Raw genomic sequence first — 17,033 nt, forward strand, 5'->3', positions numbered from 1 at the left:
AACATGCAGACCGTTTTAGCGAACATCGTCGCGGACAAAGCGATTTGGGTGGAAGCCCGCAAAGCGCAGCAGCCGCTGGCCAGCTTTCAGAATGACGTCACCCCCAGCACGCGCAATTTTTACCATGCCCTGCAGGGTGCACGTACCGCCTTCATTCTGGAAGTGAAAAAGGCCTCACCGTCTAAAGGTGTAATCCGTGAAGATTTCGATCCGGCGCAGATCGCCGGGGTTTACAAGCACTACGCCTCCGCGGTCTCGGTGTTGACCGACGAGAAGTACTTCCACGGCAGCTTTGATTTTCTGCCGGTCGTCAGCGGGATCGTTGCCCAGCCGGTGCTGTGCAAAGACTTTATTATCGACCCGTACCAGATTTACTTGGCGCGCCACTACCAGGCGGATGCCTGCCTGCTGATGCTGTCGGTGCTGGATGATGAGCAGTATCGCCAGCTGGCCGCAGTGGCCCACAGCCTGAATATGGGCGTGCTGACCGAAGTCAGTAATGAAGAGGAGCTGGAGCGCGCTATCGCCCTGGAGGCGAAGGTGGTGGGAATTAACAACCGCGACCTGCGCGATCTCTCTATCGACCTTAACCGCACCCGTCAACTGGCGCCGCGCCTCGGCCCTGGCGTGACGGTGATCAGCGAGTCGGGAATTAATACCTACGGCCAGGTGCGCGAGCTCAGCCACTTCGCTAACGGCTTTTTGATTGGCTCGGCGCTGATGTCCGAGCCGGACCTCACCCAGGCGGTGCGTCGCGTGCTGCTTGGCGAAAACAAAGTGTGCGGGTTAACCCGCCCGGAAGACGCCGCCGCGGCGTATGAAGTGGGAGCCATTTACGGCGGGCTGATTTTTGCTGAGAGCTCACCGCGCGTGATTGGCGCTGCCGAGGCGCACGCCGTGATGCAGGCCGCCCCGCTGCGCTATGTGGGCGTGTTCCGCAACCAGCCGGTCAAAGAAATTGCCCGCGTGGCCCAGACCCTCGGTCTTACTGCCGTGCAGCTCCACGGTGACGAGACCCAGAGCGACATCACCGCCCTGCGTGCCCTGCTGCCAGCACAGGTGCAGATCTGGAAAGCACTGAGCGTGCAGGAGAGCGTGCCGACGCGGGATTTCACCGATGTGGATCGTTACGTGTTTGATAACGGCCAGGGCGGGACCGGGCAGCGTTTCGACTGGTCGCTGTTACAGGGTGAGAACCTTGATAACGTGATGCTGGCCGGCGGCCTTGGGGCTGATAACTGCGTGGAAGCCGCAAAACTTGGCTGCGTCGGACTTGATTTCAACTCGGGCGTCGAGAGCGCACCGGGGATAAAAGATGCCACTAAACTGGCGGCGCTGTTTCAGACGCTGCGGGCTTATTAAGGAAAACGAATGACGACTTTACTCAATCCATGGTTTGGTGAATTTGGCGGCATGTACGTGCCGCAGATCCTGATGCCGGCGCTGCGTCAGCTGGAAGAAGCCTTTGTCAGCGCCCAGAGCGATGCCGAATTCCAGGCGCAGTTCACCGACCTGCTGAAAAACTACGCCGGCCGCCCCACTGCGCTGACGAAGTGTCAGAACCTGACCACCGGCACGCGCACCACGCTGTACCTCAAGCGTGAAGATCTGCTGCACGGCGGTGCACACAAAACCAACCAGGTGCTGGGTCAGGCGCTGCTGGCAAAGCGCATGGGCAAAACCGAAATTATCGCCGAGACCGGCGCGGGGCAACACGGCGTGGCGTCGGCACTTGCCAGTGCGCTGCTGGGCCTGAAGTGCCGCATCTATATGGGTGCCAAAGACGTCGAGCGCCAGTCGCCGAACGTATTCCGTATGCGCCTGATGGGTGCCGAAGTGATCCCGGTCCACAGCGGCTCTGCCACGCTGAAAGACGCCTGTAACGAGGCGCTGCGCGACTGGTCCGGCAGCTACGATCGGGCGCACTATATGCTCGGCACCGCGGCGGGTCCGCACCCGTTCCCGACCATCGTGCGCGAATTCCAGCGCATGATTGGCGAAGAGACCAAAGCGCAAATCCTCGAAAAAGAGGGTCGCCTGCCGGATGCAGTAATTGCCTGCGTCGGCGGTGGCTCCAACGCCATCGGTATGTTTGCCGACTTCATCGATGAGACCAGCGTCGGGCTGATTGGCGTAGAGCCCGCCGGACATGGCATTGAAAGCGGCGAGCACGGGGCTCCGCTCAAACACGGGCGCGTGGGCATCTATTTCGGCATGAAGTCGCCGATGATGCAGACCGAAGACGGACAGATTGAAGAGTCCTATTCCATTTCTGCCGGGCTGGACTTCCCGTCCGTCGGGCCGCAGCACGCCCATCTCAACAGTACCGGGCGGGCAGAGTACGTGTCGATTACCGATGACGAAGCGCTGGATGCGTTTAAAACCCTGTGCCGTCAGGAAGGGATCATTCCGGCGCTGGAGTCCTCTCATGCGCTGGCCCACGCGCTGAAAATGATGCGTGCAGATCCGGAAAAAGAGCAGCTGCTGGTGGTCAACCTCTCCGGTCGCGGCGATAAAGACATTTTCACCGTTCACGATATTTTCAAAGCCCGAGGGGAGATGTAATGGAACGTTATGATCAGCTGTTTTCCCGTCTCGCCGCACGCAACGAGGGCGCATTTGTTCCCTTCGTCACGCTGGGCGACCCCTCGGTCGAGCAGTCGCTGAAGATCGTTGATGCCCTGGTTGAGGGTGGTGCGGATGCGCTGGAGCTGGGTATTCCCTTCTCCGACCCTCTGGCGGATGGCCCGACCATTCAGGATGCGACGCTGCGCGCCTTCGCGGCGGGCGTCACGCCCGGGCAGTGCTTTGAGATGCTGGCGACGATCCGTGAGAAATACCCGACGCTGCCCATCGGCCTGCTGATGTACGCAAACCTGGTGTTCAGCAACGGTGTGGATGCGTTTTACGCCCGCTGTGCGCAGGTGGGTGTCGATTCGGTGCTGGTCGCCGATGTGCCGGTCGAGGAGTCGGCGGAGTTCCGTCAGGCGGCGATGCGCCATAATGTTGCGCCGATCTTTATCTGCCCGCCAAATGCTGATGACGATCTGCTGCGCCAGATTGCCTCCTACGGGCGCGGCTACACCTATCTGCTGTCCCGCGCCGGGGTGACCGGGGCGGAGAATCGCGCCAGTCTGCCGCTGGGGCACCTGGTCGATAAGCTGAAGGAGTATCACGCGGCACCGGCATTACAGGGCTTTGGTATCTCTGAGCCATCCCAGGTGCGCGACGCGCTGGGTGCGGGCGCAGCGGGTGCGATTTCCGGTTCGGCGGTGGTGAAGATCATTGAGAAAAATCTTGGGGATCGGGAAGCGATGTTGTCGGAACTGAACGCCTTTGCCAGCGCGATGAAGGCAGCTACCCGCCAGGCGTAAAACTATTCCCGCCCGATGTGAAGTGCACATCGCGGCGGGAATTTTTTATCAGAAGCGGTAACCCGCTGAGAACATAAACACGAACGGGTCGATGCGGGTGCTGATATTCTGCTGCTCGCCGCCGGCTTTGAATTTCACCTCGGTGTCGATGTCCATGTACCAGAGAGACATGTTGATCAGCCAGTCCTGATTCACCCTGTAATCCAGCCCCACCTGCCCTGCAGCCCCCCAGGAGTCTTTGACGCTCAGATCGGTCAGGCCTGCGGCATCCCCGGTTTTGTTGAAGTCAGCATCAAAGAACGTGGTGTAGTTGATGCCCGCGCCGATATACGGACGCAGTTTGCTGGTCGACTCGCCAAAGTACCATTGAGCCATCAGCGTGGGCGGCAGCTGACGCACGGTAGCCAGATCGCCGGTTGGCCCCAGACCCACTTTATGACGGAACGGCGTTGCCGCCAGCAGCTCGATACCGACGTTATCCGTTGCCATATACGTGAACGTTAAACCGAGCTGAGTATCGTTATTGACTTTGAAGCCGCCCATGCCCAGCACGTTGTCAGAGCCTTCGTTCGGGCGCACCGTCGCCGTGCCGGCACGCATGAAGAAATCCCCTGCTTCATGCGCAGATGCCACGCCCGAAACACAACCCGTTGCAAGTAACAGCGCCACTGTCAGCTTTTTCATTTCCGTTCCCTTTTTGTGGTTTTATTGGCGCGTTGAATATACTCACATCGGGGTAAAAATGGATCGCGCGCAGATCACATTTAACCCTCTGATTTAACATTCATTGATCCAGATTAATTTTTGCATTTACAGACGAAACAGCTGCTTTGCGCTTAAATCAAATTTGCTTCCGCTCTGTTACAAAAAATTGCCTGCGCCCCTACTTGAAAACCCGTCAGTCGCTGGATAATTTACCCGCTTCACCATTTCACATTGATGCGTTGTTAAGTTGCAGGTGGCGTGTATGAGCGTGTTGAATCCGTGTATGTCCTGCGGAGCCTGTTGTGCCTATTTTCGTGTCTCTTTTTACTGGGCTGAAGGCGATGATGCCGGCGGCCTTGTCCCGGCGGCGCTTACCGAGCCGCTTACCCCTTTTCTTCGCTGTATGAGCGGCACCAATCAGAAAGTGAGCCGCTGCGTGGCGCTTAGCGGTACGCCCGGCATCAGCGTCAGCTGTTCCATCTATGAAAACCGGCCGTCACCGTGTCGCGACTTCGCGATGTCGGGCGAAAATGGCATTGCCAATGACGCCTGTAACCGGGCGCGGGGGCATCATGGCTTGCCCCCGCTCGAACTGCCGTCGCCGCTCCTGCGCAGCGCCTGAATACGACCAATAAAACAGCGCAAAGACAGGGATATACACCGCTTTACACCCGGATGCTGCCACTGTGCAGCCATCCAGGGTACAATCGGCGGCAAATTACTACCTGCATCATTCAAGGAGCGTGCATGACTATCACGGCAAAATCCGTTTACCGTGACACGGGGAATTTCTTTCGCAATCAGTTTATGACCATTGCGCTGATTGCTTTACTTTGTGCATTTATTACGGTGGTGATTGGGCATGTCTTTGCGCCAACCGATGAGCAGATGGCGGTGCTCTCGCAGGGCGATAATCTGACGGGCAGCGTTGGGCTGTTTGATCTGGTACAGAATATGACGCCGGAGCAGCAGCAGGTGTTGCTGCGCGCTTCAGCGGCAGCAACCTTTTCGGGCCTGTTCGGCAATGCGATTCTGGCAGGCGGCATTCTGATGCTGCTGCAGATGGTTTCTGCCGGGAAACGTATCAGCGCCCTGCATGCGATTGGCACCGCTGCGCCGAAACTGCCGTGGCTGTTTATTCAGTTCTTCCTCACCACTCTGCTGGTGCAGATGGGGATCATGCTGTTCCTGGTGCCCGGCGTGCTGCTGGCCATCGTACTGGCGTTCGCACCTGTATTGCTGGTAGTTGAAAATCAGGGCGTGTTCAGCGCGATGCGCAACAGTATGCGTCTTGCCTGGGCCAACATGCGCCTGGTCGCGCCGGCCATCGTGGCATGGCTGATTGCCAAAACGGTACTGCTGCTGCTGGCATCACGCTTTGCTGCGCTGACGCCGGAAGTGGGTGCGGTGGTGGCGAACACCCTCAACTACCTGTTCTCCGCGCTGCTGCTGGTGTATCTCTTCCGCCTGTATACGCTGATCCGCGCTTAACCTTATTCGGCCCGGCGCTCGCCCGGGCCTGCAACGGAACCGATTATGAAGCAGTTTCTCGATTTCTTACCGCTGATTGTCTTTTTTGCTTTTTATAAGCTCTACGATATTTATGCCGGTACCGCAGCCCTGATTGTCGCCACGGCACTGGTGCTGATTTACAGCTGGTTCAGATACCGCAAAGTCGAAAAAATGGCGCTGATCACCTTTATTCTGGTTGCGGTATTTGGTGGCCTGACGCTGTTCTTCCACAACGACGAATTTATTAAGTGGAAGGTTACGGTGATTTACGGCCTGTTTGCCGGCGCCCTGCTGATTAGCCAGTGGGTAATGGGCAAGCCGCTTATTCAGCAGATGCTGGGTAAAGAACTGCATCTGCCGGAGCAGGTATGGTCTCGCCTGAATATCGCCTGGGCGCTGTTCTTTATCGTATGCGGTCTGGCGAATATCTATATCGCGTTCTGGCTGCCGCAGAATATCTGGGTCAATTTTAAAGTATTTGGTCTGACCGGGCTGACGCTGGTCTTCACCCTGCTCAGTGGTGTCTATATCTACCGTCATCTTCCGCAGGAAGAGAAATAGTCTCCGCTGCGTCATTGCCTGTCAGCATCCTGCGCTGACACGGATCTGATAAGCACGCCTCGTCCATCGCGAGGCGTGCTTTTTTTTTGGGCGAGACGCTGAGAAATCAGGATGATAAGATTCCCCGGATCAATTATGGCGGTATCTCAATGCTCAAATTATTTGCAAAATATTTTTCGGTTGGCGTGCTTAATACCGCGGTTCACTGGCTGGTTTTCACCGCCTGCCTGTATGGATTCCACATCCGCCAGGCCAGCGCCAACCTGATTGCCTTTTGCGTAGCCGTGAGCCTGTCCTACTACCTGAATGCCCGTTTCACTTTCAGGGCACCAGCTACTACAATGCGCTACGTACTATTTGTTGGGTTTATGGGATTGCTCAGCTTTACCATCGGCTGGATTGCGGACTTTACGGCACTTCCGCCGTTACTCACGCTGATAACGTTCTCCGCTGTGAGTCTGATATGCGGTTTTTTCTATTCAAAACTCGTCGTTTTCAGGGATAACAAATGAAAGTCTCTCTTGTGGTGCCAGTGCTGAATGAGGAAGAGGCGATACCGGTTTTTTATAAAACCGTCAGAGCGTTTACCGAACTTCAGCAATATGAGATCGAGATCGTATTTGTGAACGACGGCAGCACGGATGCCTCAGAATCCATTCTCGATGCCCTCGCCGTTTCCGACCCGTTGCTGGTGGTGCTCACCTTTACACGCAATTTTGGTAAAGAGGCAGCCCTGTTTGCCGGGCTGGAATACGCCACCGGTGATGTGGTCATTCCTATTGATGTGGATCTCCAGGACCCCATCGAGGTTATTCCCCATCTGATTCAAAAATGGCAACAAGGTGCCGATATGGTGCTGGCAAAACGTTCCGATCGCTCAACGGACGGGCGCCTGAAGCGTAAAACTGCCGAATGGTTTTATAAGCTGCACAATAAAATTAGCTCGCCCAAAATTGAAGAAAATGTCGGTGACTTCCGGCTTATGAGTCGTGAGGTGGTGGAAAATATTAAGCTGATGCCGGAAAAAAACCTTTTTATGAAAGGTATTTTATCCTGGGTTGGCGGTAAAACCGACGTTGTCGAATATGTGCGCTCTGAGCGCGTGGCGGGGACATCGAAATTCAACGGCTGGAAACTGTGGAACCTGGCGCTGGAGGGAATTACGTCATTTTCTACCTTCCCGCTGCGAATCTGGACCTATCTTGGCGCTGTTGTCGCGCTGCTCTCTTTCTCTTATGGGGCATGGATGATTATCGATAAGCTGGTATGGGGAAATCAGGTCAGAGGCTATCCGTCGCTAATGGTGTCGATCCTGTTTCTGGGGAGTATTCAGCTTATCGGCATTGGGGTTCTCGGCGAATATATTGGTCGTATTTACACCGAAACCAAAATGCGCCCGCGCTATTTAATCAAAAAGCAGAATAAGCACTAATTTCATCTATGGACAAACCATGATCACGTCTAAGAAGTTTACGCCGTTTCTTTTACTGGTGGCTTTTTCGCTGGTGTTTATCATTGAATGGTATACCCCAATCCACTCTGACGACTATCGCTACTCGCTATTAGGTCTGTCGTTCGAGAAGCATTTCCATCATTACATGACCTGGAGCGGTCGCGTGGTCGCTGACTATGTCAGTGCGCTGATCCTGGCGGTAAATTCGCGCTTTTTTTATGCATTCATCACCGGGCTGGTAGTCATCGCATTCTGCTTTTTGGTTGTTAAAACCCCGTCGCGTTCGTTCAGGCTGCATAAAAACGACGTACTGCTGTTTCCGCTGATCTTTCTGACCTACTGGATTTCAAACCCTAACATCGGACAGACCACCTTCTGGATTGTGGGCAGCGCAAACTATCTGTGGACGAACCTGTTTGTCGCCGCGTGGATATGGGGTATGTATCGCATCTGCGTCGAAAATATCACTGCCACAAAGTGGTATATGGTGGCGCTGAGTCTGTTTTCCGGCTGCTCAACGGAAAGCATCGGCCCCTTTGTGGTCGCATTAGCCGCGCTGGCCGTGGTCTATGATGCCTGGTTCCATAAAACGGTTATTCTGAGCAAGCTCCTTTACCTTTGCGCCTCGATCGCGGGCGCACTAGTATTAATTTTCTCGCCCGGTAACTTTATTCGCGCCAGCGGTGAAACCCATCAGGTGTGGTATCAGAAGCCGCTTACCGAGCGAATTGCCTATCACTTAACTGAACGCTTCTTCAGCCATCAGGCACTCATCTGGATTGGCTGGGTGGTGCTGGTGCTGCTTGGCATACTGGCGTTTGTTTGTATCAAACGCAACGTCACGCTGAGCAGAGTAAAAACCGTGATGATGTGGCTCATGGTGTGCGTGGGGATCGGTACGTCGCTCATAATGTTCGCTTCGCCGACCTATCCCGACCGGGTGATGAATGGCACCTTTATGTTTCTTCTGTTCGCCATTGCGTTTCTCGCCAGCAATTTACTCGATACCGGGCAGCGCGTAGCGAATCGCGGCGTCGCCGCTATTGTGCTGATTCTTGTTGGCGTATTTATCTGGTCATATACCCTGATGCTGACCGCGTATAAGCGGGTCTGGCAACAGGATCAGGTGCGGCTGCAGATTATTGCGCATGAAATCGCCGGGCAGCAGCGCGTATTTACCATTCCGGACTTCCACTTCAGCAAATTACAAAACAGCGGCGGGCATTTCGGGTTCTTCCACGATCCGCTGGTATATGGCGAATATTTTGGCGCGGAAAATATCGACAAGGTTAAGGTTGGCTTTGATTATTCAGTGTTGGCCACAGGAAATAAGCAGATCCTGAACGACGCTGTTACTGCATGGTTTAATGCTGATGGCGATATTATATTGGTCAGCGATGCGCCCGTTGAAAGTACGGTAGAGATTAGCAGCGACAGTAAGCGTTATACCCTGCCCGTCGCGCAGTTTAAACAGGCAACGATCAATCAGGCATACTGGTATTATCATTCCGTGCCGGATAAAACCATAAAAGCCATTGCGCTTGTACCCTGAATTTTAGTTATGTCCTGCCCGCATCAAGCCAGACCATAAGGTCTGGCTTTTTTATTCGCTTCGCGCTGATATCGGTGTGTGAGAAACCCGATAATCATAGTAGCATCTTGCTGATGCCCCTTTTTGCATGAGACAGCAATGACAATAACAAACGAAACTCCGCAGGGAGAACTGGTTCTGCGCACGCTGGCGATGCCTGCTGATACCAATGCCAACGGCGATATCTTTGGCGGCTGGCTGATGTCGCAGATGGATATGGGCGGGGCCATTCTGGCAAAAGAGATTGCGCATGGTCGTGTGGTAACGGTACGCGTGGACGGAATGACGTTTCTGCGCCCGGTCGCGGTGGGTGACGTGGTGTGCTGCTATGCACGCTGCGTTAAACGCGGCAATACTTCGGTGACCATCAATGTGGAAGTGTGGGTGAAGAAAGTGTCGTCCGAACCGCTCGGGCAGCGCTATCGCGCCACCGAAGCGATTTTTGTTTACGTCGCAGTCGATCCGGAAGGTAAACCGCGCCCCCTTCCGGTGGTTGAGTGATAAAAAAAATCTCCCTGACGGGAGATTTTTTTTATTCCATTTTCGCGCCGCCGTTCATGCGGAACACAATATTCACCACCAGCCCTTTGCCGGGCTTACCGGGTTCATAGCGCCATTTGCGCATCGCCGATTTCACTTCGCGATCGAACATGTTGGCTGGTTTGGCGGAGAGCACTTCAATGTTCTCGACGCTGCCATCGGCGGTGACATCAAAACGCACGCGCACGTTCCCTTCCATGCGCAGCGCATAGGCGCGGCTCGGGTACTGCGGCTGGTTACGGCTCAGGGCACGCGGGCCAGACGGGGCGCTGACGGCCGGTGCGGCAGTTGCCGGACGCGACGTCGGCGCCGGGCGCGCCGGAGCATTGTTCTCAAACGGCGAGGCCGGACGCGGCTCAGGTCGGGTTTCGCGCTTCGGCTGCTCGACCTTTTTCTCCGGCTTTGGTTTCGGCTTCGGTTTTGGCTTCGGTTTGGGTTCCGGCTTATGGATCACCACCGGCGCCTCTTTTGGCGGCTCGGGAACCGGCTCGGGTTCCGGTTCTGGCTCAGGCTCGACCACCGGCTCTGGCTCAACCACCTGCGGCTGCGGCGGTTCGAGATCGGCCGGCGCGACCAGCGTGACGGAAACGGGCTCAGCAGGCGCTGGCAGTTCAACAACCTGATGTACCGACGTATAAAGCAGGCCCGCCACGACGGCACCGTGGATCCCCACTGAGAGCAGCGCAGGCCATGGAAAGCGGCGAGGTAAATCAAGGGTCATTGAAGTCATAATCGTTTCAGTGATCAAAAGAGACCTGAATTTTAAATGCAAATAGCAATCATATTCAACAACGGCATACCCTTTCGCCCTGAAAAAGCGCGAATACTTACAGGGTTTCTCCGGTTTGTAACATTCAGATTATCTTTTCATTGCAGGCTGTTACGTATTCACTTACCGTATTTTCACCTTTGCTTACTCTCAGGAGCTATACCGTGCTTTATGTGATTTACGCTGAAGATGTTGCTGATTCGCTCGAAAAACGACAGTCTGTGCGTCCTGCGCACCTCGCTCGCCTGCAGCTGCTGCGCGACGAGGGCCGCCTGCTCACCGCCGGTCCAATGCCTGCTGTGGACAGTAACGATCCGGGGGCGGCGGGTTTCACCGGCTCTACCGTGATTGCAGAGTTTACATCGCTGGAAGAGGCGCAGGCCTGGGCTGAAGCCGATCCGTACATCGCGGCGGGCGTGTATAAAACGGTGCAGGTAAAGCCGTACAAGAAAGTATTTTGATGCGGGACGGGATGTCGGCAAGGCGTTAAAAAAATTATCGGGCACCGCGTTGGTGCCCGTTCTGCGCTCAATTGATCTGACTTGCGAACAACAGGGAGTGACGTTGACGATTCACGATACATTTTCTGATAGCGTGGATACGCATATTGCGTCGAGACTGTGCCTCAAGCCAGCGCGCTTTTCGTCGCTGAGACTGACGCAACATCCGCCAGCGCCCAACTTCCGTTCGACTACGCCTCATTTTTTACGACTCATAACTAAAACAGAAAGCAGATTATACCCCTTAACCACGATGCCGTAGTGCTTTTTCTGTCAGGATAGGGTCGGCGGGCCAAAATAACGCATACACTCATAACAACAGGCAATCAAAAGGATTTTTTACGCTATGACGACCTTCTACACGCTTGTGAGTTGGCTGGTCATTCTGGGCTACTGGCTGATGATCGCCGGCGTCACGCTGCGCATATTGATGAAGCGCCGCGCGGTGCCTTCCGCCATGGCCTGGCTGCTGATTATTTATATTCTGCCGCTGGTGGGCGTGATTGCCTATCTGTCGCTCGGAGAGCTGCACCTTGGTAAACGCCGCGCCGAACGTGCGCGGGCGATGTGGCCCTCCACCGCCAAATGGCTTAACGATCTCAAAGCCTGCAAGCATATCTTCGCCGAAGAGAACAGCGCAGTCGCCAGCAGCCTGTTTCAGCTCTGCGAGCGTCGCCAGGGCATTGCCGGGGTGAAAGGCAACCAGCTTCAGCTGTTGACCAGCTCAGATGACGTGATGCAGGCGCTGATCCGCGATATACAGCTGGCGCGTCATACTATTGAGATGGTGTTTTACATCTGGCATCCCGGCGGCATGGCGGACCAGGTTGCCGAATCGCTGATGGCCGCCGCACGCCGCGGGGTGCACTGCCGTCTGATGCTTGACTCCGCCGGCAGCGTCAATTTCTTCCGCAGCCCGTGGGCGGCGATGATGCGCAACGCTGGCGTGGAAGTGGTTGAGGCGCTCAAGGTGAATCTGATGCGCGTATTCCTGCGCCGCATGGATCTGCGCCAGCACCGTAAAATGATAATGATTGATAACTACATCGCCTATACCGGCAGCATGAACATGGTCGATCCGCGCTACTTCAAGCAGGATGCCGGGGTCGGCCAATGGGTGGACCTGATGGCGCGTATGGAAGGTCCGGTCGCCACGGCAATGGGCATCGTCTACTCCTGCGACTGGGAAATCGAGACCGGTAAACGCCTGCTCCCCCCCGCGCCAGACGCCAACATTATGCCGTTCGAAGAAGCCAGCGGGCACACTATCCACACCATCGCCTCCGGGCCGGGTTTTCCTGAAGATCTGATCCATCAGGCGCTGCTGACCTCGGTGTACGCAGCGCGTAACTACCTGATCATGACCACGCCCTACTTTGTGCCGAGCGATGACCTGCTGCATGCCATCTGTACCGCCGCGCAGCGCGGGGTTGATGTCAGCATTATTCTGCCGCGCAAGAACGACTCGCTGCTGGTGGGCTGGGCGAGCCGGGCGTTCTTCAGTGAACTGCTGGCGGCCGGGGTGAAAATCTACCAGTTTGAAGGCGGCCTGCTGCACACCAAAAGCGTGCTGGTGGATGGCGAACTAAGCCTGGTGGGCACGGTAAATCTCGATATGCGCAGCCTGTGGCTCAATTTCGAAATCACGCTGGTGATCGATGACGCCGGTTTCGGTGCCGATCTGGCCGCGGTGCAGGACGATTATATCTCCCGCTCGCGCCTGCTGGATGCGCGCCTGTGGGTAAAACGCCCCCTGTGGCAGCGCATCACCGAGCGACTGTTTTACTTCTTCAGCCCGTTGCTGTAAAACGTGCCCAACCTCTCTCTATTACGGGTAGTAACAATGGAAATGGATCTGAATAACCGCCTGACGGAAGATGAAACCCTCGAACAGGCCTACGATATTTTCCTTGAGCTGGCAGCGGATAATCTCGATCCGGCAGATATCATTCTGTTTAACCTGCAGTTTGAAGAGCGTGGCGGTGCCGAGCTGTTTGATCCGTCCGAAGAGTGGCTGGAGCATGTCGATTACGATCTGAATCCGGATTTCTTTGCTGAAGTGGTGATTGGGCTGGCGGACGAAGAAGGCGGTGAGCTGAACGACGTCTTCGCCCGGGTGCTGCTGTGCCGCGACAAAGATCACAAGCTGTGCCACATTCTGTGGCGTGAGTAAGACGGTGCGGCTGCGGCCGCCCTATCTTTTCAGCCGCGGCAACGCCGCACCGCAATGATGGCAATAGATCGCATCCAGTTTATGATCTGCCGTGCGGCAGTGTATACAACGACGCGCTTGTCGTCTTCGCTGGAGATTTTCCGTCATCTGTGAACTCAAAATCCCGGTCGGGATAGCAATCACCGAGTAGCCAATCAATATCAATAAAGATGCCACTACCCGCCCGGCAGCGGTATGGGGTGTCAAATCGCCATAACCCACCGTCGTTACGGTTACCACCGCCCAGTATACCGAGGCGCCCAGACTGTCAAAACCGTTCTCCCCGCCCTCAATGCCGTACATCAGCGCACCTGCAACCACCATCACAATCGCGATAAAAGCATAAAACAGAATCAGCTGATGTCGGGCGTTACTTACCGCCTCGCCCACCAGCCTGAGGGAAGGCATAAAACGCAGCAGCTTGAGGATGCGTAGCGCACGCACGGCACGCATTGCCCGCCAGATAAACAGATAGCTGACAGCAATTTCTGGCCACAGCCAGTAGACGTAGAGCGGAAGCAGTGTGGCAAGATCGAGTATCCCCCAGAAGCTGAACGCGTAACGTGCCGGCTTGGGAGAAAGCACCAGGCGCAGCAAATATTCGAGGGTGAAAAACAGCGTGAATGCTATCTCTATGCCCAGCCAGAGGCCGGGATGAGGCGGCGCAGGGGCGTGACGCGTCATCAAAGCGGATTCGAAAAACACCACGATAACGCTTAACAGCGCCATCAGGCCGCAGAAAGCCTCCACGCGCCGGGCGCTGCGGGTACGCTGGTCAAACAGCAGATGAAACAGATGGCGACGGCGTAATGTAATCCCTGACACGGTAAACCTCGCAAAAAAAGGGGCTGGCATCATGCCAGCCCCTGCGATTATAGCGGGTCAACCTTAAGACACGAAACCGCGTGTCGGAAGCTGCCCTCCAGCACCGGCCGCGTTTTCGCGCATTCCGGGCCAGCAATCGGACAGCGGGTACGGAACACGCAGCCCGACGGCGGATTGATTGGCGAAGGCAGCTCCCCTTCCAGCAGCTGAATGGTTTTGTTCTTCTCCAGATCCGGGTCCGGGATCGGCACCGCCGACATCAGCGCGCGGGTATAAGGGTGCAGCGGGTTGTGATACACCTCATCATAGGTGCCCAGCTCCACCGCATGACCCAGATACATCACCAGCACGCGGTCGGAGATGTGTTTCACCACCGCCAGATCGTGGGCGATAAAGATCAGCGACAGCCCCATCTCGCGCTGCAGCTTCTGCAGCAGGTTCACCACCTGCGCCTGAATCGACACGTCCAGCGCCGAGACCGGCTCATCACAGATGATCAGCTTCGGCTCAAGGATCAGTGCGCGCGCGATCCCGATACGCTGACACTGACCGCCGGAGAACTCGTGCGGATAGCGGTTGATCAGGTTAGGCAGCAGGCCCACCTTCATCATCATCGCTTTCACCCGGTCCTTCACTTCCTGACGCGGCATGTTGGGATGATAGGTGCGCAGCGGCTCGGCGATAATGTCGCCGATGTTCATACGCGGGTTCAAAGACGCCAGCGGATCCTGGAAAATCATCTGGATATCGCTGCGCACGTTGCGCCACTCGTCCGACTTCATGCCGAGCAGATCTTTGCCAAGCCAGGCGACTTTGCCGTCGGTGGCTTTCACCAGGCCGATAATGGCACGGGCAAAAGTCGATTTACCGCAGCCGGATTCGCCGACCACGCCGAGGGTTTCCCCTTCGTACAGGCGCAGCGTCACGCCGTCTACCGCTTTCAGGGTTTTAGGCGGCTGCCAGAACCACTGTTTGCCATCTTTGATGTCGAAATGCACTTTCAGATCGGCAATTTCGAGCAGTACTTTTCTCTCTTCCGCTACGGTCGTCATACTAACTCCTCCACCGGCTTGAAGCAGGCGCGCAGGCGGCCAGGAGCGAACTCCTCCAGCGGCGGCGTGCTGTTACAGATCTCCATCGCGTAAGGGCAACGCGGCTGGAACGGGCAGCCTTTTGGCAGGCGCAGTAGATTTGGCGGGTTGCCCGGGATGGTCAGCAGCGACTCCCCTTCAGCATCGAGACGCGGCACCGCATTCAGCAGGCCGATAGAGTACGGCTGTGCCGGGTGGTAGAACACGTCGCGCGCCTGGCCGTACTCCATCGTACGTCCGGCATACATCACCAGCACCTTATCGCAGATCCCGGCCACTACGCCGAGGTCGTGGGTGATCATGATGATGGCGGTATTGAATTCGCGCTTCAGCTCATTGAGCAGGGTCATGATCTGCGCCTGAACGGTCACGTCCAGCGCGGTGGTTGGCTCATCGGCAATCAGCAGCTTCGGCCGGCACAGCAGCGCCATCGCAATCATCACGCGCTGGCGCATACCGCCTGAGAACTCGTGCGGGTACATGCGCATACGCTTACGCGCTTCGGGCATTTTTACCGCATCCAGCATGCGTACCGACTCTTCAAAGGCAGCAGCTTTGCCAAGCCCTTTGTGCAGCATCAGCACTTCCATCAGCTGCTCGCCCACGCGCATATACGGGTTGAGCGAGGTCATCGGGTCCTGGAAAATCATCGAGATCTGCTCGGCGCGCAGCTTGTTCAGCTCCGCCTCGGGCAGATTGAGAATTTCGCGCCCGTTGAAGGTGGCCGAACCGCCGATGCGACCGTTAGCCGCCAGCAGCCCCATCAGGGCAAACGCGGTCTGGGATTTACCCGAGCCGGACTCACCGACAATGCCCAGCGTCTCACCGGCGCGCAGGCTGAAGTTGAGGTCGTTTACCGCGGTCACATCCCCGTCCGGGGTGCCGAAGGTAACACGGAGGTCTTTTACTTCCAGCAGTGCCTCACGCTGTGCCGGCGCAACGGCGGCCGGGGCGATATCAATCGTACTCATTGCGGCACTCCTTAACGATCTTTCGGGTCGAGGGCATCACGCAGGCCATCGCCGATAAAGTTGAAACAGAACAGGGTAATCACCAGGAAACCTGCCGGGAACAGCAGCAGCCACGGCGAGACTTCCATTGAGTTAGCGCCGTCGCTGAGCAGTGCGCCCCAGCTGCTTAACGGCTCCTGGGTGCCCAGGCCGAGGAAGCTCAGGAAAGATTCGAAAAGGATCATGCTCGGCACCAGCAGCGAGGCGTAAACCACTACCACTCCCAGCACGTTCGGCACGATGTGACGCACCACGATACTGGCGGTAGAGACGCCGCCCACCTGGGCTGCTTCGATAAACTCTTTACGCTTCAGGCTGAGCGTCTGGCCGCGCACGATACGCGCCATGTCGAGCCATGACACCATGCCGATAGCCACGAAGATCAGCAGGATGTTCTGACCAAAGAAGGTCACCAGCAGGATCACGAAGAACATGAACGGGAAGGAGTTCAGGATCTCCAGCAAACGCATCATCACCGAGTCCACTTTGCCGCCCAGATAGCCGGAGAGCGACCCGTAGAGCGTTCCGAAAATCACTGCCACAAACGCCGCCGCAACGCCGACCATCAGCGAGATACGGCCGCCAATGGCCACTCGCACCAGCAGATCGCGCCCCGAGGAGTCGGTACCAAAGTAGTGCCCGGACTCCATATCCGGCGCGCTGGACATCATGCCCCAGTCGGTATCGTCATAGGTGAACTGCGCCAGCATCGGCGCGAAGGTAACGAACAGGGCTATAAGCGCCAGCACAATCAGGCTCGCGACCGCGGCACGGTTGTGCATAAAGCGGCGACGCGCGTCCTGCCACAGGCTGCGTCCCTCAACTTCCAGCTTCTCGCTGAAATTCTCCAGCGCCTCGCTGTTTTTCTTACTCAACATCATGGGGACTCC

Annotated in this window: 20 protein-coding genes; 13 read left to right on the forward strand and 7 right to left on the reverse strand. The window is 56.4% G+C overall.

Going from position 1 to position 17,033, the window contains the following annotated elements:
• Positions 1–3: 3 nt before the first annotated feature.
• From trpCF to trpA, 3 genes are read left to right on the forward strand one after another with little or no spacing between them, the layout of a single operon-like run.
• Positions 4–1,362 carry a bifunctional indole-3-glycerol-phosphate synthase TrpC/phosphoribosylanthranilate isomerase TrpF gene (gene trpCF, locus KFZ77_RS10735; RefSeq protein ID WP_264384173.1) on the forward strand — a complete coding sequence of 453 codons (1,359 nt, stop codon included), beginning with the start codon at positions 4–6 and terminating at the stop codon, positions 1,360–1,362.
• A gap of 9 nt (positions 1,363–1,371) precedes the next feature.
• Entirely contained in the window at positions 1,372–2,565 is a 1,194-nt protein-coding gene (trpB, locus tag KFZ77_RS10740; protein ID WP_264384174.1) for a tryptophan synthase subunit beta, read from the forward strand.
• A complete protein-coding gene (gene trpA, locus KFZ77_RS10745) occupies positions 2,565–3,374 on the forward strand; it encodes a tryptophan synthase subunit alpha (RefSeq protein ID WP_031524065.1) in 810 nt (269 codons plus the stop codon). Before trpB ends, trpA begins: the two co-directional genes overlap by 1 nt.
• A gap of 48 nt (positions 3,375–3,422) precedes the next feature.
• Here trpA and ompW read toward each other — a convergent pair whose 3' ends face one another.
• A complete protein-coding gene (gene ompW / locus KFZ77_RS10750) occupies positions 3,423–4,058 on the reverse strand; it encodes an outer membrane protein OmpW (protein WP_264384175.1) in 636 nt (211 codons plus the stop codon).
• Positions 4,059–4,341: 283 nt separating this feature from the next.
• On the opposite strand from ompW, the gene KFZ77_RS10755 reads away from it, so the two are divergent.
• From KFZ77_RS10755 to yciA, 7 genes are all read left to right on the forward strand, one after another.
• Positions 4,342–4,701, forward strand: a complete 360-nt coding sequence (locus tag KFZ77_RS10755; protein ID WP_031524062.1) for a YkgJ family cysteine cluster protein — start codon at positions 4,342–4,344, stop codon at positions 4,699–4,701.
• Between the two features lie 125 nt (positions 4,702–4,826).
• Positions 4,827–5,570 carry a YciC family protein gene (locus KFZ77_RS10760; RefSeq protein WP_031524061.1) on the forward strand — a complete coding sequence of 248 codons (744 nt, stop codon included), beginning with the start codon at positions 4,827–4,829 and terminating at the stop codon, positions 5,568–5,570.
• Between the two features lie 45 nt (positions 5,571–5,615).
• The gene (locus KFZ77_RS10765) at positions 5,616–6,152 is read left to right on the forward strand and encodes a septation protein A (protein ID WP_264384176.1); all 537 of its coding nucleotides are present in this window, start codon (positions 5,616–5,618) and stop codon (positions 6,150–6,152) included.
• A 149-nt stretch (positions 6,153–6,301) separates the two neighbouring features.
• On the forward strand, positions 6,302–6,664 hold the full coding sequence (locus KFZ77_RS10770; protein WP_031524059.1) for a GtrA family protein: 363 nt from the start codon (positions 6,302–6,304) through the stop codon (positions 6,662–6,664).
• A complete protein-coding gene (locus tag KFZ77_RS10775) occupies positions 6,661–7,584 on the forward strand; it encodes a glycosyltransferase family 2 protein (protein WP_031524057.1) in 924 nt (307 codons plus the stop codon). The genes KFZ77_RS10770 and KFZ77_RS10775 overlap by 4 nt, the downstream gene beginning before the upstream one ends.
• A 19-nt stretch (positions 7,585–7,603) precedes the next feature.
• Positions 7,604–9,157 carry a DUF6056 family protein gene (locus KFZ77_RS10780; RefSeq protein ID WP_264384177.1) on the forward strand — a complete coding sequence of 518 codons (1,554 nt, stop codon included), beginning with the start codon at positions 7,604–7,606 and terminating at the stop codon, positions 9,155–9,157.
• A gap of 138 nt (positions 9,158–9,295) precedes the next feature.
• The gene (yciA, locus tag KFZ77_RS10785) at positions 9,296–9,697 is read left to right on the forward strand and encodes an acyl-CoA thioester hydrolase YciA (RefSeq protein ID WP_264384178.1); all 402 of its coding nucleotides are present in this window, start codon (positions 9,296–9,298) and stop codon (positions 9,695–9,697) included.
• A gap of 31 nt (positions 9,698–9,728) precedes the next feature.
• Here the strand turns inward: yciA and tonB are convergent, their stop codons facing one another.
• Positions 9,729–10,457 (reverse strand): TonB system transport protein TonB, encoded by a 729-nt coding sequence (gene tonB, locus KFZ77_RS10790; protein WP_264386178.1) that lies wholly within the window; start codon positions 10,455–10,457, stop codon positions 9,729–9,731.
• Positions 10,458–10,669: 212 nt separating this feature from the next.
• On the opposite strand from tonB, the gene KFZ77_RS10795 reads away from it, so the two are divergent.
• Positions 10,670–10,966: a YciI family protein gene (locus KFZ77_RS10795; RefSeq protein ID WP_031524050.1), complete on the forward strand. Its 297-nt coding sequence runs from the start codon at positions 10,670–10,672 to the stop codon at positions 10,964–10,966.
• Positions 10,967–11,033: 67 nt separating this feature from the next.
• On the opposite strand, the gene KFZ77_RS10800 is transcribed toward KFZ77_RS10795, so the two are convergent.
• Positions 11,034–11,207 (reverse strand): YciY family protein, encoded by a 174-nt coding sequence (locus KFZ77_RS10800; protein ID WP_152548411.1) that lies wholly within the window; start codon positions 11,205–11,207, stop codon positions 11,034–11,036.
• Positions 11,208–11,351: 144 nt separating this feature from the next.
• Between KFZ77_RS10800 and cls the strand changes: the two genes are divergently transcribed.
• Positions 11,352–12,812 (forward strand): cardiolipin synthase, encoded by a 1,461-nt coding sequence (gene cls, locus KFZ77_RS10805; protein WP_264384179.1) that lies wholly within the window; start codon positions 11,352–11,354, stop codon positions 12,810–12,812.
• A gap of 36 nt (positions 12,813–12,848) precedes the next feature.
• Positions 12,849–13,178, forward strand: coding sequence for an HI1450 family dsDNA-mimic protein (locus tag KFZ77_RS10810; RefSeq protein ID WP_031524046.1), 330 nt, complete (start codon positions 12,849–12,851; stop codon positions 13,176–13,178).
• Between the two features lie 21 nt (positions 13,179–13,199).
• On the opposite strand, the gene KFZ77_RS10815 is transcribed toward KFZ77_RS10810, so the two are convergent.
• The 4 genes from KFZ77_RS10815 to oppC are packed head-to-tail and all read right to left on the reverse strand — an operon-like array spanning position 13,200 to position 17,024.
• Positions 13,200–14,072 (reverse strand): ion transporter, encoded by an 873-nt coding sequence (locus KFZ77_RS10815; protein WP_264386179.1) that lies wholly within the window; start codon positions 14,070–14,072, stop codon positions 13,200–13,202.
• 17 nt (positions 14,073–14,089) lie between these two features.
• Positions 14,090–15,094, reverse strand: a complete 1,005-nt coding sequence (gene oppF, locus KFZ77_RS10820; protein ID WP_264384180.1) for a murein tripeptide/oligopeptide ABC transporter ATP-binding protein OppF — start codon at positions 15,092–15,094, stop codon at positions 14,090–14,092.
• Positions 15,091–16,104, reverse strand: coding sequence for an ABC transporter ATP-binding protein (gene oppD, locus KFZ77_RS10825; protein WP_031524041.1), 1,014 nt, complete (start codon positions 16,102–16,104; stop codon positions 15,091–15,093). The genes oppF and oppD overlap by 4 nt, the downstream gene beginning before the upstream one ends.
• 11 nt (positions 16,105–16,115) lie before the next feature.
• Positions 16,116–17,024, reverse strand: a complete 909-nt coding sequence (gene oppC / locus KFZ77_RS10830; protein WP_264384181.1) for an oligopeptide ABC transporter permease OppC — start codon at positions 17,022–17,024, stop codon at positions 16,116–16,118.
• Positions 17,025–17,033 lie beyond the last annotated feature (9 nt).

Source organism: Siccibacter colletis, from assembly GCF_025914095.1.
GTDB lineage: Bacteria > Pseudomonadota > Gammaproteobacteria > Enterobacterales > Enterobacteriaceae > Siccibacter > Siccibacter colletis.